The organism is Amycolatopsis sp. NPDC004378 (genome assembly GCF_053602455.1).
On record NZ_JBSGDR010000001.1, the window covers coordinates 470680 to 484247 of the forward strand.

The following is a 13568-nucleotide window of genomic DNA, read 5'->3' on the forward strand; positions in this document are numbered from 1 at the left end:
GCGGCGCGAGTGCGCCGCCCCGGGGTCCGTCAGCCGTGGTCCTCCAGCATCTCGGTGACCAGGGCGGCGATCGGCGAGCGCTCCGAGCGCGTCAGCGTGACGTGCGCGAACAACGGGTGGCCCTTCAGCTTCTCGATCACCGCCGAGACGCCGTCGTGCCGGCCGACGCGCAGGTTGTCGCGCTGGGCGACGTCGTGCGTGAGCACCACCCGGGACGCCGTGCCGAGCCGCGAGAGCACGGTCAGGAGCACGTTGCGCTCCAACGACTGCGCCTCGTCGACGATGACGAACGTGTCGTGCAGCGAGCGGCCGCGGATGTGGGTCAGCGGGAGCACCTCGAGCATGCCGCGGTCGAAGACCTCGTCGAGGACGTCCTGGCTGACCAGCGCGCCGAGCGTGTCGAACACCGCCTGCGCCCACGGCTGCATCTTCTCGCTCTCGGACCCGGGCAGGTAGCCGAGGTCCTGGCCACCGACCGCGTAGACCGGCCGGAACACCACGACCTTGCGGTGCTGGCGGCGTTCCATCACCGCCTCGAGCCCGGCGCACAGGGCGAGCGCCGACTTGCCGGTGCCGGCCCGGCCGCCGAGCGACACGATGCCGACGTCGGAGTCGAGCAGCAGGTCGAGCGCGACGCGCTGCTCGGCGCTGCGGCCGTGCAGGCCGAACGCCTCGCGGTCGCCCCGGACCAGCCGGATGCGCTTGTCCGCCGTGATCCGCCCCAGCGCGCTGGAGGTGCCCGCGAGCAGCCGCAGCCCGGTGTGGCAGGGCAGCTCGGCGAGCTCGTCCATGCCCCACTCGACGGGGTCGACGGTGCTGCCGCCGAACAGCGCGTCCAGCACTTCCTGCTGGACGTCGACGTCCGCCATGCCCGTCCAGCCGGACGGCGTCACTTCCTGCGCGCGGTACTCGTCCGCCTCGAGGCCGACGGCCCCGGCCTTGACCCGCAGCGGGATGTCCTTCGTCACCAGCGTGACCGCCTGGTTCTCCGCCGCGAGGTTGAGCGCGCAGGCGAGGATGCGGTGGTCGTTGGAGTCGGTGCGGAACCCGGACGGGAGCACCGACGGGTCCGAGTGGTTCAGCTCCACCTGCAGCGTGCCGCCGTGGTCCCCGATCGGGAGCGGCGCGTCGAGCCTGCCGTACTGCCGGCGCAGGTCGTCGAGCATGCGCAGGGACTCCCGGGCGAACCAGCCGAGCTCCGGGTGGTGGCGCTTCGCCTCCAGTTCACTGATGACGACCAGCGGAAGCACGACGGCATGCTCGGCGAAGCGGGTGACCGCCCACGGGTCCGAAAGGAGGACCGACGTGTCGAGCACGTACATGTGCTGCTGGGATTCGGGCGAGGTCGAGGCTTTCTCCGGGCCAGGAACGGCACCGGTCGAAGAACGGCCAGAGGCCTTGCGGGGCAAACGCTGCGCAGTCACGACGGCATCTCCCTCGTGGGCGTGTGCACCTCACGCCCGCACTCGCTGGGCCGGGCACCTCCCTGGCTGGACCGTTCCTCCTGACGAGCTGTCAGGTGGCGCGGCCACGAGGGCCGGGTGCCGGCCCCCTCGTGCGACTCGTGGGCGGCTTCGCCGCCCCCTCGATCACCGTCACGACCAGGGCCTCCCGCGAGGACCCACACGGAACGCGCGCCCTCACCTCCGGAAGGTACCTACGAATCGGAGATCGCGCAGGGAGCCAACACGGTGATTCGCCAGATCGTCACCTCACTGTCGGTCGTCCGACATCAACGCCTCGTGACGGTGACCGCGAGTGACCGACCTCTCGATCGATGCACACACGTCGGAATGATCTTGGGAAAACCGCTGACCCGTTGTATTCGCAAGATCGATTGAAGAGCTTCTACCACGTTCGGTTGCGCGCCGCATTTTGCGCCGCCAAGAGAGAACCGGTCCGAGTGAAAGCGCCTGCTGCAGGCTCACACAATGGGCGTACGAGCCGTACGAGATGCCCCTTTGACGGGTAATTTTCTCACTGCGGGACACACCACCGGACCCCCGGTGCCCCGGATCCCAACAGTTCTACCTAGGAGTGTGCGAAGTGCTGAAGAAGGCTGGTTTCGTCGCCGCCACCGCTGCGGGTCTCATGATGATCGGCAGCACCGCGTTCGCCGCGACGGGCGACACGACGGGCACCCCGGACCCGACGTTCGGCGACGCCTACGCCACGTTCATCGAGGGCGGCGGCGCCCTGGGCTACGGCGCGGCCTCCCTGGTCGCCGGTGCCTACACGGGCATCGCCACCACCCCGGCGCTGGTCCTCCACTCGCTGGAGCACCACCACTGAGTCGAGGCTTGCGAAAGGGCCCTGGAGTTCGCTCCGGGGCCCTTTCCCTTTATCAGGACCCGAACCGCCGGTGGCGCCACGCGTAGTCGCGCATGGCCCGCAGGAAGTCGACCCGCCGGAATGCCGGCCAATACGCTTCGGTGAACCAGAATTCCGAATGCGCGGACTGCCAGAGCAGGAATCCGGAAAGCCGTTGTTCGCCTGAAGTGCGGATGATGAGATCCGGATCCGGCTGCCCCGACGTGTAGAGGTGCTCGGAGATGTGGTCGACGTCGAGGATTTTCGCGAGCTCGTGAATCGTCGTGCCCTCGTCGGCGTGGTGGCGCAGCAGCTTGCGCACGGCGTCCGCGATTTCCTGGCGCCCGCCGTAACCGACCGCGACGTTGACCTCCATCCCGGTCCGCCCTTCGGTGCGCGCGGCGGCTTCGCTGAGTCGCTTCGCGACTTCGGCGGGTAGCAGATCGAGGGCTCCGACGATCCGCAGGCGCCACGGCGTGCCGGGCGCGGCGAGCTCGTCGGTGACGTCGGTGATGATCTTCAGCAGTGGCGTGAGCTCGTCCGGGTCGCGGTTGAGGTTGTCGGTCGAGAGCAGCCACATGGTGACGACCTCGACCTCGGCTTCCTGGCACCAGCTCAGGAAGTCGGCGATCTTCTTCGCCCCGGCCCGGTGCCCGTCCGCGACGTCGGAAAAGCCGGCCTCCCGGGCCCAGCGGCGGTTGCCGTCGAGCATGATGGCGATGTGCCGGGGATGCCGCCCGGCGGCCTGCTGGATGAGGCGTCGGCCGTAGACGCTGTACACGACGTCGGACAAGAAGGAGCGCACACTCACGTCGAGGCAGCCTACGCACTCGGTGTGAGGCGCGTGACTCGACCGCTGCCGGGCAACCTACGGTCCCGTAACCTGGACGGGTGAGCGTGACGACGGAACCACCCGAGCCCGTAGTGGACCTCCGCCCCCGGCTGCGCGGGCACATCCACTTCTGGACGTTCTTCGGCGCCGTGGCAGCGGCGGCGACGCTGATCAGCCTGGCGGCGTCCACAGTGTCCCCGGTCGCGGCGCTGTCGACATCGGTCTACGGCCTCACGATCCTCGGCCTCTTCGGCGTGAGCGCGCTGTACCACCGCCGCCTGTGGAGCCCGGCGGCGTACAAGTGGATGAAGCGCGCCGACCACTCGATGATCTTCCTGTTCATCGCGGGCACATACACCCCGTTCACCCTGCTGGCGATGTCCAAGCCGACGGGCTACGTGATCCTGTCGATCGTCTGGGGCGGCGCGGTCCTGGGCGTCGCGTTGAAGATGCTGTGGCCGCACGCGCCGCGCTGGGTCGGAGTACCGATCTACATAGCGCTGGGCTGGGTAGCGGTGTTCGTGTTCCCGGAGCTGCTGTCACACGCCGGCGTGGCGGCCTTGGTGCTACTGTGCGTGGGCGGTCTGTTCTACACGCTCGGGGCGGTTTTCTACGCCGTGAAGTGGCCGAATCACTGGCCGGAGACGTTCGGGTACCACGAGTACTTCCACGCCTGCACTGTCCTGGCGGCGGTTTCGCACTACATCGCGATCTGGCTGGCCATGTACGCCTAGCCACGCACGACAGCGCTCCGAGCCACCCCGTTCAAAGTCGACACGATCACCACGCCGATCACGAAGTTGATGATTGCGGTCGCCAGCGCGCTGGAACCGCCCAGGCCCAGCGGTAATGCCGTGGCGATGGCCGTCAACAGGGTGCCGATCCACGTGAAGAACCGGGCGAAACGTGGCGTCGTCGCGGCCAGCAGGTGCAGCAGTGCCGTCGCCGTGAGGGCCGCCCCTGCCGCGCACAGTGCGTAGTTCGTCGTGTTCGCGGCGCCCCACGAGCCGTCTCCTTGCGGGGCCAGGACCGTTGCGTCGGACAGGGCACGGGTGATGACGATGCCCGTCACCGCCGTCAACGCGGCCACCACCGCCGTTGCCGCTCCGCCGGCCCACAGGCGTCCTGCCTGCAGGCGGGGCGTCACTCGTCCTCCTTGGACGCCGGCAGGACTCGGCGCTCCAGCCGCTCCAGGAGCAAGGGGCCCACCAAGAGGAGCACCAGCACCACGGGCACCGTGTACACAGACATCACCTGCCCGCGTATCGGCGCAGGAAGACAGCCTCGGCGAGGGCCATCGCCGCCAGCTCGTGCGGGTCCACGCTCTCGTTCGGTGCGTGGATCCTCGCCCGCGGCTCCTCGACGCCCAGCAGGATCAGCTCGGCCGCCGGGAACGTCTCGGCCAGCACCGTGCACAGCGGGATCGAGCCGCCCTGGCCGAGGGTCGTCATCGGGGTGCCGTACGCCTCGCGCATCGCTTCCGACATCGCGCGGTAGGCCGGACCGTCGGTCGTGGCGCGGAACGGTGCTCCGGATGCTTCGGTTTCCACCTGGACGCGGACGCCCCACGGCGCCGCAGAGTGGAGGTGGTCCTTCAGGGCCGCTTCGGCGTCCTCGATCGCCGTGCCCGGGGGGACGCGCAGGTTGAGGCGGGCCGACGCCCGAGGGGTGACCGCTGCCGCCGAACCCAGGATCGGCGGGCAGTCGATGCCCAGGATCGTCAGCGCCGGACGCGCCCACACCATGTCCGCGACGCTGCCGTCGCCCAGCAGGGCCACGTCGTCGAGGACGCCGGCGTCCGCGCGGAAGCGGTCGGCGGGGTACTGCTCCCCCAGCCAGATTTCGTCGTGGTCCAAGCCCAGCACGACGGTGTTGCCGCGGGCGTCGCGCAGCGTCGCCAGGATCGCGACCAGGGCCGCCAGCGCGTCCGGGGCCGCGCCGCCGAACATGCCCGAATGCACCGCGCCGGCCAACGCCTCCACCGTCACGACGACGTTCACCATGCCGCGCAGGCTCACCGTCACCGCCGGGCGGCCCACCGCCGCGTTCCCGGTGTCCGCCACGAGGATCGCGTCGGCGCGGAACAGCTCCGGGTGCCGGGGCACGAACCGCTCGAGCCCGCCCGTGCCCTGCTCTTCCGAACCCTCGACCACCACCTTGAGGTGCGCGGGGACGTCCGCGCCGAGCGCGCGCAACGCCGTGAGGTGCATCAGGACGTTCCCCTTGCAGTCGGCCGTTCCGCGGCCGTGCCAGCGTCCGTCCACTTCGGTCAGTGCGAACGGTTCCGTGCGCCACGCGGATTCGCCGAGCGCGGGCTGCACGTCGTAGTGGGCGTACAGCAGGACTGTGGGCGCCCCCGGATCCGCGCAGGCCCGCGACCCCACGACGGCCTTGCTGCCGTCGGGGGTCTCCTCCGGGCGGACGTCGAACCCCAGCTCGGCGAACTTCTCGACGATCCAGCCGGCGGCGCGGTCGCATTCCGCCGCCGGGGCCTGCCGCGGGTCGGCGACGGACCGGAACGCGACCAGCTCGGCCAGCTCCGCTTTCGCGCGGGGCATCAGGCCGGCGATCCGGGTGCGCAGCTGCATCATCCACCTCCGAGGTCGCCGGCTTCGAGGCCGGCGACGAAGCGCTGGAACCCGGGCAGTTCGGCCGGGCAGTAGATCGAGATGACCAGCAGTTCGCCGTTCAGCAGCCGGCCGTCGGCGACGCCCGGCCGGGCGCCCGGGCCGCCGCTGCCGTTCGCCGACCCCGCGAGCGCCGCCGCCTTGACCAGGGCCTCGTTCGGCGCGGCGCACACCGGCCCGCCGTCGTTCCCGAGGACGCGGGCCACGTCCGCGGGGTCCCGCATCCGGGCGCCGGCCACGGACAACGCGGACACGAGCTGCTCCGCCTTCCGCTGCGCTTCCCGGTCCGCCGCGGCCGAGCGCCAGGCGGCCAGGGCGACCACGACGAGGAGCACCAGGACGGCGGCAGTCACCCCGTACACGACGAACCGCTGGCGGGTGCTCACGCGGTCACCTCCGCCTGCTTCCAGGACGGCTTGCGGAACCGGTAGAACAGGATCGGAACGACGACGCCCAGCCCCAGCGCGCCGGCCGCCACCACCACGACGTAGCCGCCGGCGTTGCCGGACTCGAACTGGGACGGCGGGACGAACCCGACGACCAGGGCGGCCAGCGACGCCGTGAAACCGATGCCGCACAACGACTTCAGCATCGGCGCGCGGAAGCCCCGCGCGTGCCCGGGGCTGGTGCGGCGCAACCGGACCGCGGCCACGAACATCAGCAGGTACGTGATCAGGTACACCTGGGTCGTGATCACCGAGAAGATCCAGTACGCGCTGGAGACGTCCGGGATGAACGCGTACAGCAGCGCGATCCCGGTGGTGATCAGCCCCTGCGCCACCAGGATGTTCTGCTGGACGCCGTGCTTGTTGAGCCGCTGCAGGAACGGCGGCAGGTAGCCCTCCTGGCGGGAGATCAGCAACAGGCCCTTCGACGGGCCGGCCAGCCAGGTGAGCATGCCGCCGAGGGACGCGGCCACGAGCATGATCCCGACGACGGGGGTGAGCGCCTGCCAGCCGAACTCGGCGAACACCGCGTCGAACGCCTGCATCACGCCGGCGGTCAGCGACAGCTCTTCGCCCGGCACGACCCAGCTGATCGCCAGCGCCGGCAGGATGAAGATGACCAGGACCAGGGCCATCGCGAGGAACATCGCGCGCGGGAACTCCCGGCCGGGCCTGCGCAGGAACGACACGTGCACCGCGTTCATCTCCATGCCCGAGTACGACAGGAAGTTGTTGACGATCAGCACCAGGCTCGCCAGTCCCGTCCACGCGGGCAGGAGGTGGCCGGCGGTCATCGGCGCCGCGGACGGGTTTCCCCGGCCCAGGAACACGATCCCGAGCACCACCAGCACCGCGCCGGGGACGAGCGTCCCGACGATCAGCCCGCCGCTCGCGAGACCGGCGACGCCCTTCGTGCCGCGGGAGGAGATCCACACCCCGGACCAGTAGGACACGACGATCACCACGGCGGTCCACACGCCGTTGCCCGCCAGCGCCGGGTCGAAGACGTAGGCGAGGGTGCTCGCGACGTACCCGAGCAGGCTCGGGTAGTAGAAGATCGTCATCGCGAACTGGCACCACACGGCCAGGAACCCGAGTGGTTTGGACAGGCCCTGCGCCACCCAGTTGTAGACGCCGCCCGGCCAGCCCGACGCGAGCTCGGCCGAGACCAGGGAGGTCGGCAGCAGGAACACGACCGCCGGGATGAGGTACAGCAGGACGCAGGCCAGGCCGTACACGGCCATCGTCGGCGACGGCCGCAGGCTGGCCACCGAGCTCGTGGTCATCAAGGCCAGTGCCACCCAGGAGATCCAGGTGGGGGCCGGGCTCGCCGGCCGGCCGGGTTGGTGCTGCTCACCGCTCATGGGCGTCGCCCCCAGACAGGAGTTTCCGATGGCGCCCACAGGTTTCCGGCCCGGCGAGCGGTTCCGGCTCGCCCGTCAGGGGTGAGATCCGCACGCGGAAGGGGCCTCGCCGATTCAGCGAAGCCCCTTCCGCGGGAAAAACCTCAGCCGAACATCCCGGGCTGGTATTCGCCGGCCGGGTTCTTCGCGATCACGTTCAGCCGGTTCCACGCGTTGATCATCGCGATCAGGCACGTCAGGGCCGCGATCTGCTCCTCGTCGTAGTGCTTGCGGACCTGGGCCCAGGTGTCGTCGCTGACGCCGGTGTGGGCGTCCGCCAGGCGGGTTCCTTCTTCCGTCAGCGCCAGTGCCGCGCGCTCGGCTTCCGTGAACACGACCGCTTCGCGCCACGCCGCGACCATCGCCAGGCGGACCGGGGTCTCTCCTGCCGCGGCAGCGTCCTTCGTGTGCATGTCCAGGCACATGCCGCAGCCGTTGATCTGGCTCGCGCGGATCTTCACCAGCTCCTGCGTGGCGTGCGGCAGCGACGACTCCTCGACCGGGCGCGCCGCTGCGATCAGGCGCTTGACGAACTTGCCGGCGAGCTCGTTCTCGAACATGTTGAACCGCGGTTCCATGACCGTTCCCTTCGTCGGTGTCACCGCATTGACGACGAGCGCGTCGCCGTTGTGACAGCACGGCCAGTGGCACCCGTCACACCGGCAGGACCTGCTCGGCCGCGTCGCGGGCGGCCGCCGACAGCTTCACCATGAAGCGCGCGAACTCGGCCTCCTCCGCCCGGTTGCGCGGCGGGGCCAGCGTCACCGTCACGTCGCCCAGGTGCAGCACCACCGCCGGCAGCGGGTGGTCCCAGCCGACGAACTGCATCACCACGTCCGCGTCCGCCGGGACGCGCCACATCACTTCGCACTGGTCCATGCCCTCTCCTTCCCAGCCCGGCGCGGTTACACACCTTCGCGCCATCCCCCACGCCTCCGGCCGCGCCCGGGACGACCCCTCCGACCTGCGACGACACCCCGTACCTCGCCAGCGGGACGCGCTTCAAACCACCACTTTCCGGGGTCACCCACGGGTGCACCACGGCGGTTGCCGTGATCAACAACCCGGCCGACGGTGGCCTCACACACACCGACGCGCGAAAGGAGCAGCACCGCGATGGCCAAGACCATGCAGCCCCAGGAGCTCATCGACAGTGCCGTGGTCGACCCGGCCGGGAACAAGCTCGGGAAGGTCGGCAACGTCTACCTCGCCGACGCCACGCACCAGCCCGAGTGGATCACCGTCAAGACCGGCCTGTTCGGCACCAAGGAAAGCTTCGTCCCGCTTTCGGGCGCGCACACCGACAAGGACGGCGTGCACGTCCGGGTCGACAAGGACGCCGTCTCCGACGCGCCGCGCATCGACGCCGACGGGCACCTCTCACCCGAGGAGAGCGCGCGGCTCTACCAGCACTACGGCCTGCCGATGCCGCGGACCTCGCCCGACGGCCGGATGGGCGACCGGACGCAGGGCCGCGACCCGGCGATGGGCGGCACCGGGAAAGGGCAGGCCGGTCGCCAGGCCGGAATGGCCGACACGGGCCAGGCCATGGCCGACCGCGGTCAGGCGGGCGCGAAGGGCAAGTCCGAACGGGACGACCAGGCCATGACGCGCTCGGAGGAGCGGCTCAACGTCGGCACCGAGCAGGTCGAGACCGGGCACGTGCGGCTGCGCAAGTACGTCGTCACCGAGGAGCAGCAGGTCACGGTGCCGGTGTCGCACGAAGAGGTGCGCATCGAGCGGGAGCCGATCAAGGACGGCGGCCGCGGCAAGGCCGAGATCGGCGAGGCCGAGCAGGACGTCGTACTGCACGCCGAAAAGCCGGTGGTGAGCAAGGAGACCGTGCCGGTCGAGCGGGCGCGGCTGCGGACCGAGACGGTCACCGACGAGGAGACCGTGTCCGGCAAGGTGCGCAAGGAGCAGTTCGAGGTCACGGACGACAACGGCAAGCACCGCCGGTCCTGACCGCCCGGAGCGGGCGGCCGGGCCCCGATCCCGGCCGCCCCCGGGTTCAGGCGGGCGCGGCCTGCAGACGCGGCAGCCCCGCCAGCAGCCGCAGGCCCTTCTTCCGCATCGACGGCGGGATCGGCGGCATCGACAGCGTCAGCGCGCGGTCCCAGCCCTGGACGTACAGCTCGAACTTCACCAGGAAGCCGCTCGCGGGCTCGGTGATCGCCACCTGTCCCCGCGGGAGGCCGAAGAGGGCTTTGCGCGGGCCGCCCGTCGAGGGGTCCGCTTCGAAGAACATCAGCTGCCGGTCGGTCAGCAGCAGGTACAGCTCGCGCTGCGTGGTGATCGAGAACAGCATGCCGCCGCTGAGGACGGCCGTGGCCAGCCCGAGGGCGACGCCTTCGCCGAAGACCTGGCGGACCGAGCCGACCTTGGCCATCGAGCTCACTTCGGGCGTTTCGCCCGGTTGCATCATCGGCGCGGCGAGTTCGAGCAGGCGTCTTTCACGGCGTGAGCCCATGGCGGTTCCTTCGGGGAGCGGGAGCGGACGCGCAAGCGTAGATCACGCGAACCGCCCCCTTTCCCCGCCCCGGCAAGGGAAACCGGGCCAACCCGGCAATCAGGACTCGAGCATCGGTGCCGCCAGGAACTGCTCCGGGATGGCGAACGCGTCCACCAGCGCCCGGGCGTGCGGGCGGAGCTGCGCGCACAGGTTGTTCACCGCCGACGTGACGGCCTTGCCGCGCGACGCCGTCAGGCGGCCGTGGCCCAGGAACCACGCCAAGTCCTCTTCGATCGCCGACAGAGCGTAGAGGTCGCAGACGCGCTCCAGCAGCGTGCGGGCGTCCGGGTCTTCGCACCGCTCGACGGCCGCCGCGAACGCCTCCAGGACCAGCCGCTCGACGTGGACGCGGCCCGCGCGCAGCACGTGGTCCTGCGCCGCGTTGAACACGCCGAACGGGTCCGACGCCGCCTTGCGCAGGCGCTTCGCCACCCCCTCGACGACGTGCTCTTCGCGGTCCTCGAACAGTTTCAGCTGCCACTCGCGGCGGAAGAAGACGTCCGAATCGGACCCTTCGGTGAGCGACTCGAGCGCCTTGCGCACGGACGTCCGCTCCAGGATCGTGCTGACCACCTGGTCGGTGAAGAACCGTGCGGTCGCCAGCGGCGAGAGGTCCTCGAAGTCGTGCTTGTAGCTGGTCAGCAGGCCCTTCGCGACCAGCTGCAGCAACACCGTGTTGTCGCCCTCGAACGTCGTGAAGACGTCGGTGTCGGCCTTCAGGCCGGGCAGCAGGTTCTCCGCCAGGTAGCCCGAGCCACCACAGGCTTCGCGCGCGGCCTGGATCGTCGCCGTCGCGTGCCAGGTGTTGAGCGCCTTCATCCCGGCCGCGCGGGCCTCCAGCTCGCGCTGCTCCTCCTCCGGCGCCGACGAGTCGATGTCGTGCAGCTTCGCCACCAGTTCTTCCTGGGCGAAGTGCAGCGCGTAGGTCTTCGCCAGCGCCGGCAGCAGTTTCCGCTGGTGCCCGAGGTAGTCGAGGATGACGACCTCGTCGCCGTCGGGCGTCATGAACTGGCGACGCCGCTCGCCGTAGCGGATCGCGAGCGCCAGCGCGCGTTTCGTCGCGCTCCCGGCGCTTCCGCCGACGCTCACCCGGCCGCGGATCAGCGTGCCCAGCATCGTGAAGAACCGGCGGCTGTCGCTCTCGATCGGGCTCGAATACGTCCCGTCCTCCGCGACGTCGCCGAAGCGGTTCAGCAGGGCCTCGCGCGGGATGCGGACGTGATCGAAGCTCAACCGTCCATTGTCGACGCCGTTCAGGCCCGCCTTCGGGCCGCAGTCCTCGATGGACACCCCTGGCATCGGCGCGCCGTCGGCGTCGCGGATCGGGACGAGGAACGCGTGCACACCGCGCTCCTCGGACCCGGTGACCAGCTGGGCGAACACGACCGCCATCCGGCCGTCGCGGGCCGCGTTGCCGATGTACTCCTTGGTGGCCATGGCATCCGGTGTGTGGACGACGAAGCCGCCGTCCACAAAGGTCGCCGTCGTGCGCAGGTGCTGGACGTCGGAGCCGTGGCCGTGCTCGGTCATCGCGAAGCAGCCCAGCAGGTCCAGGTTCACGATCTCGCGGAGGTACCGCTCGTGGTGGCGCTCGGTGCCCAGCAGCTGGACGGCGCCGCCGAACAGTCCCCATTGGACCCCGGCCTTCACCATCAGCGACAGGTCGCCGTAGCCGAGCATCTCGAACGACGTCACCGAGCCGCCGACGTCGCCACCGCCGCCGTAGGCCGGGTCGAAGCCCAGGCCGGGCCGGTCGGTTTCGGCGAGGGCGCGCAGCTGGTCGAGCACCTGGGCGCGGTGCGCCTCGACGTCGAGGGCCACCGGGTCCCGGAACTCCGTGCCGGTCATCTGCGCGCGCACGCCGCGGCGCAGCTCGGCCCAGCGGCCGTCGAGGACGGTGGTCAGCGCGTCCGGATCCACCTTCGCGGGCACTTCGGGGACGTCCACGGCTACCTCCGGATAGGACGTGCGGCAGGCTTGCTACTTGGTGGTAAGCCTGCCGCAGCCGCGCCGGTTCCGCAGGTCTCAGATCGGCTTGCCGTTCACCGTCGTGTTCGAGAACCGGGCGTTGTCCACGTATTTCAGCGTGTCGGACGTGTCCGCGACGCCGTCAAACGTGGAGTTTGCCACGCTGAAGCCGTGCACGTGGGCGTTCGCCAGCCCGCTGACGTCGAAGGTCTTGCCCGCGACCTTCGTGGTCGAGCAGTTGCTGATCGTGAACGGCCCGAAGGAGGGAGGGGTGCTCCCCGTCTGGTTGTTGTACGTCGCCGTGACGAACACGAAGTTGCGGGCGAAGGTGCCGTTGACGCTGTCGAGGTTGATGTTCTCCGAAAACCCCCCACGCAGCGTGTTCGACTTCACGTACAGCGCGAACTTCGTGTCACCCTTCACGGTGAGCTTGTACGCGTAGACGTTGCGGATCCCGCCGGTCTGCTCGCTGCCGCAGGTGATCGCGCCCCAGTTGCCGTTCATCACGCAGTTCACGACGACGAGGTTCTGGCACGGGACGTTCACGCGGCGCCCGTCGGCGTCGCGGCCGGACTTGATCGCGATGTTGTCGTCGTGCGCGCCGAGGTCGCAGTTCGCGATGACGACGTGGTCGCACGACTCCGGGTCGCAGCCGTCGGTGTTGGAGTGCGCGGTGCTGGGGTCGGTGCTGACGCCGTCGACCGTGACGTTGCGGCACAGCGTCGGGTGCAGCTGCCAGAACATGGAGTTCTTCAGCGTGACGCCTTGGATCAGCACGTTTTCGCAGGCGTACGGCTCGACGAACGTCGAGCGCATGGTGTGCCCGGAACCCGGCACGACGCGCTTCTCCGGCGGGGTTCCCTTGGCCACCAGCGTTTCCAGGTACGCGCGGTCGGTGCCCTTGTTCCACGACGACGTCGCGGCGGCGTCGAGCGTGCCGCCGCCGGTGAGGCCGATGTTCTTCTCCTGGTACGCGTAGATCATCGGCGAACGGTTGACGCACTCGATGCCTTCGTAGCGCGTCAGCACGTTCGGGAACTTCGAGGCGTCACCGCTGAATTTGAGCGTGGCGCCCTTTTCGAGGTGCAGGTCGACGTTGCTCTTGAGGTAGATCGCGCCGGTGAGGAAACTGCCGCCGGCCGGGACGATCACGTGCCCGCCGCCGGCCGCGTTGCAGGCGTCGACCGCTTTCCTGATCGCCGCGGTGTTGTCGGTCTTGCCGTCGTTCTTCGCGCCGTAGCCGGTGATCGGGAAGCTCCGGTCGGGGAACGCGGGGATCGTGGTGTTCGCGACGATGTCGTTCGCCGCCGGCCACGGGAGCGTGGGGACGTCGACGCGGTACCGGTGCGCGGGCGCGGCCGGGATGCCGGGGACCAGTGAGACCGCCAGCGTGCCCTTGATCAGCTGCCGCCGGGTGAACCTGCCGTCCATGGACGCCTTCCTTCACGGGAAAGACCCTGTGCGACGGCG

At 70.0% G+C, this 13568-nt stretch carries 14 protein-coding genes; 3 read left to right on the forward strand and 11 right to left on the reverse strand.

Annotated features, from left to right (window positions below; genetic code table 11):
- Nucleotides 1–29: 29 nt before the first annotated feature.
- Nucleotides 30–1322 carry a PhoH family protein gene (locus tag ACWEN0_RS02335; protein WP_451968193.1) on the reverse strand — a complete coding sequence of 431 codons (1293 nt, stop codon included), beginning with the start codon at nucleotides 1320–1322 and terminating at the stop codon, nucleotides 30–32.
- Nucleotides 1323–2046: 724 nt separating this feature from the next.
- On the opposite strand from ACWEN0_RS02335, the gene ACWEN0_RS02340 reads away from it, so the two are divergent.
- Nucleotides 2047–2292, forward strand: a complete 246-nt coding sequence (locus ACWEN0_RS02340; RefSeq protein WP_451968195.1) for a hypothetical protein — start codon at nucleotides 2047–2049, stop codon at nucleotides 2290–2292.
- Nucleotides 2293–2344: 52 nt separating this feature from the next.
- Here ACWEN0_RS02340 and ACWEN0_RS02345 read toward each other — a convergent pair whose 3' ends face one another.
- Nucleotides 2345–3121: an isoprenyl transferase gene (locus ACWEN0_RS02345; protein WP_451968197.1), complete on the reverse strand. Its 777-nt coding sequence runs from the start codon at nucleotides 3119–3121 to the stop codon at nucleotides 2345–2347.
- A 113-nt stretch (nucleotides 3122–3234) separates the two neighbouring features.
- Between ACWEN0_RS02345 and trhA the strand changes: the two genes are divergently transcribed.
- Nucleotides 3235–3876: a PAQR family membrane homeostasis protein TrhA gene (trhA, locus tag ACWEN0_RS02350; RefSeq protein ID WP_451969813.1), complete on the forward strand. Its 642-nt coding sequence runs from the start codon at nucleotides 3235–3237 to the stop codon at nucleotides 3874–3876.
- Here trhA and ACWEN0_RS02355 read toward each other — a convergent pair.
- The 6 genes from ACWEN0_RS02355 to ACWEN0_RS02380 form a co-directional block, all read right to left on the reverse strand.
- Entirely contained in the window at nucleotides 3873–4289 is a 417-nt protein-coding gene (locus ACWEN0_RS02355) for a DUF6069 family protein (RefSeq protein ID WP_451968199.1), read from the reverse strand. The genes trhA and ACWEN0_RS02355 overlap by 4 nt on opposite strands.
- A gap of 103 nt (nucleotides 4290–4392) precedes the next feature.
- The gene (locus ACWEN0_RS02360; protein WP_451968201.1) at nucleotides 4393–5733 is read right to left on the reverse strand and encodes a M20/M25/M40 family metallo-hydrolase; all 1341 of its coding nucleotides are present in this window, start codon (nucleotides 5731–5733) and stop codon (nucleotides 4393–4395) included.
- On the reverse strand, nucleotides 5730–6155 hold the full coding sequence (locus ACWEN0_RS02365; RefSeq protein WP_451968202.1) for a hypothetical protein: 426 nt from the start codon (nucleotides 6153–6155) through the stop codon (nucleotides 5730–5732). The genes ACWEN0_RS02360 and ACWEN0_RS02365 overlap by 4 nt, the downstream gene beginning before the upstream one ends.
- On the reverse strand, nucleotides 6152–7579 hold the full coding sequence (locus ACWEN0_RS02370) for an APC family permease (protein WP_451968204.1): 1428 nt from the start codon (nucleotides 7577–7579) through the stop codon (nucleotides 6152–6154). The genes ACWEN0_RS02365 and ACWEN0_RS02370 overlap by 4 nt, the downstream gene beginning before the upstream one ends.
- A 143-nt stretch (nucleotides 7580–7722) precedes the next feature.
- On the reverse strand, nucleotides 7723–8196 hold the full coding sequence (locus tag ACWEN0_RS02375; RefSeq protein ID WP_451968205.1) for a carboxymuconolactone decarboxylase family protein: 474 nt from the start codon (nucleotides 8194–8196) through the stop codon (nucleotides 7723–7725).
- A gap of 76 nt (nucleotides 8197–8272) precedes the next feature.
- Nucleotides 8273–8497 (reverse strand): hypothetical protein, encoded by a 225-nt coding sequence (locus ACWEN0_RS02380; RefSeq protein WP_451968207.1) that lies wholly within the window; start codon nucleotides 8495–8497, stop codon nucleotides 8273–8275.
- Nucleotides 8498–8734: 237 nt separating this feature from the next.
- On the opposite strand from ACWEN0_RS02380, the gene ACWEN0_RS02385 reads away from it, so the two are divergent.
- A complete protein-coding gene (locus ACWEN0_RS02385; RefSeq protein ID WP_451968208.1) occupies nucleotides 8735–9583 on the forward strand; it encodes a DUF2382 domain-containing protein in 849 nt (282 codons plus the stop codon).
- 46 nt (nucleotides 9584–9629) lie between these two features.
- Here the strand turns inward: ACWEN0_RS02385 and ACWEN0_RS02390 are convergent, their stop codons facing one another.
- The 3 genes from ACWEN0_RS02390 to ACWEN0_RS02400 form a co-directional block, all read right to left on the reverse strand.
- Nucleotides 9630–10088 carry a hypothetical protein gene (locus ACWEN0_RS02390; RefSeq protein WP_451968210.1) on the reverse strand — a complete coding sequence of 153 codons (459 nt, stop codon included), beginning with the start codon at nucleotides 10086–10088 and terminating at the stop codon, nucleotides 9630–9632.
- Between the two features lie 99 nt (nucleotides 10089–10187).
- Nucleotides 10188–12077, reverse strand: a complete 1890-nt coding sequence (locus ACWEN0_RS02395; protein WP_451968212.1) for an acyl-CoA dehydrogenase family protein — start codon at nucleotides 12075–12077, stop codon at nucleotides 10188–10190.
- Between the two features lie 78 nt (nucleotides 12078–12155).
- Nucleotides 12156–13529 carry a glycoside hydrolase family 28 protein gene (locus tag ACWEN0_RS02400; protein WP_451968214.1) on the reverse strand — a complete coding sequence of 458 codons (1374 nt, stop codon included), beginning with the start codon at nucleotides 13527–13529 and terminating at the stop codon, nucleotides 12156–12158.
- Nucleotides 13530–13568 lie beyond the last annotated feature (39 nt).

What these genes read in the sequence shown, in the direction of transcription:
- ACWEN0_RS02360 (WP_451968201.1), bottom strand. Translation starts at nt 5,733, where the DNA reads ATGATGCAGCTGCGCACCCGGATCGCCGGCCTGATGCCCCGCGCGAAA.
- ACWEN0_RS02390 (WP_451968210.1), bottom strand. Translation starts at nt 10,088, where the DNA reads ATGGGCTCACGCCGTGAAAGACGCCTGCTCGAACTCGCCGCGCCGATG.
- ACWEN0_RS02400 (WP_451968214.1), bottom strand. Translation starts at nt 13,529, where the DNA reads ATGGACGGCAGGTTCACCCGGCGGCAGCTGATCAAGGGCACGCTGGCG.
- ACWEN0_RS02385 (WP_451968208.1), top strand. Translation starts at nt 8,735, where the DNA reads ATGGCCAAGACCATGCAGCCCCAGGAGCTCATCGACAGTGCCGTGGTC.
- ACWEN0_RS02335 (WP_451968193.1), bottom strand. Translation starts at nt 1,322, where the DNA reads ATGTACGTGCTCGACACGTCGGTCCTCCTTTCGGACCCGTGGGCGGTC.
- ACWEN0_RS02370 (WP_451968204.1), bottom strand. Translation starts at nt 7,579, where the DNA reads ATGAGCGGTGAGCAGCACCAACCCGGCCGGCCGGCGAGCCCGGCCCCC.
- ACWEN0_RS02380 (WP_451968207.1), bottom strand. Translation starts at nt 8,497, where the DNA reads ATGGACCAGTGCGAAGTGATGTGGCGCGTCCCGGCGGACGCGGACGTG.
- ACWEN0_RS02375 (WP_451968205.1), bottom strand. Translation starts at nt 8,196, where the DNA reads ATGGAACCGCGGTTCAACATGTTCGAGAACGAGCTCGCCGGCAAGTTC.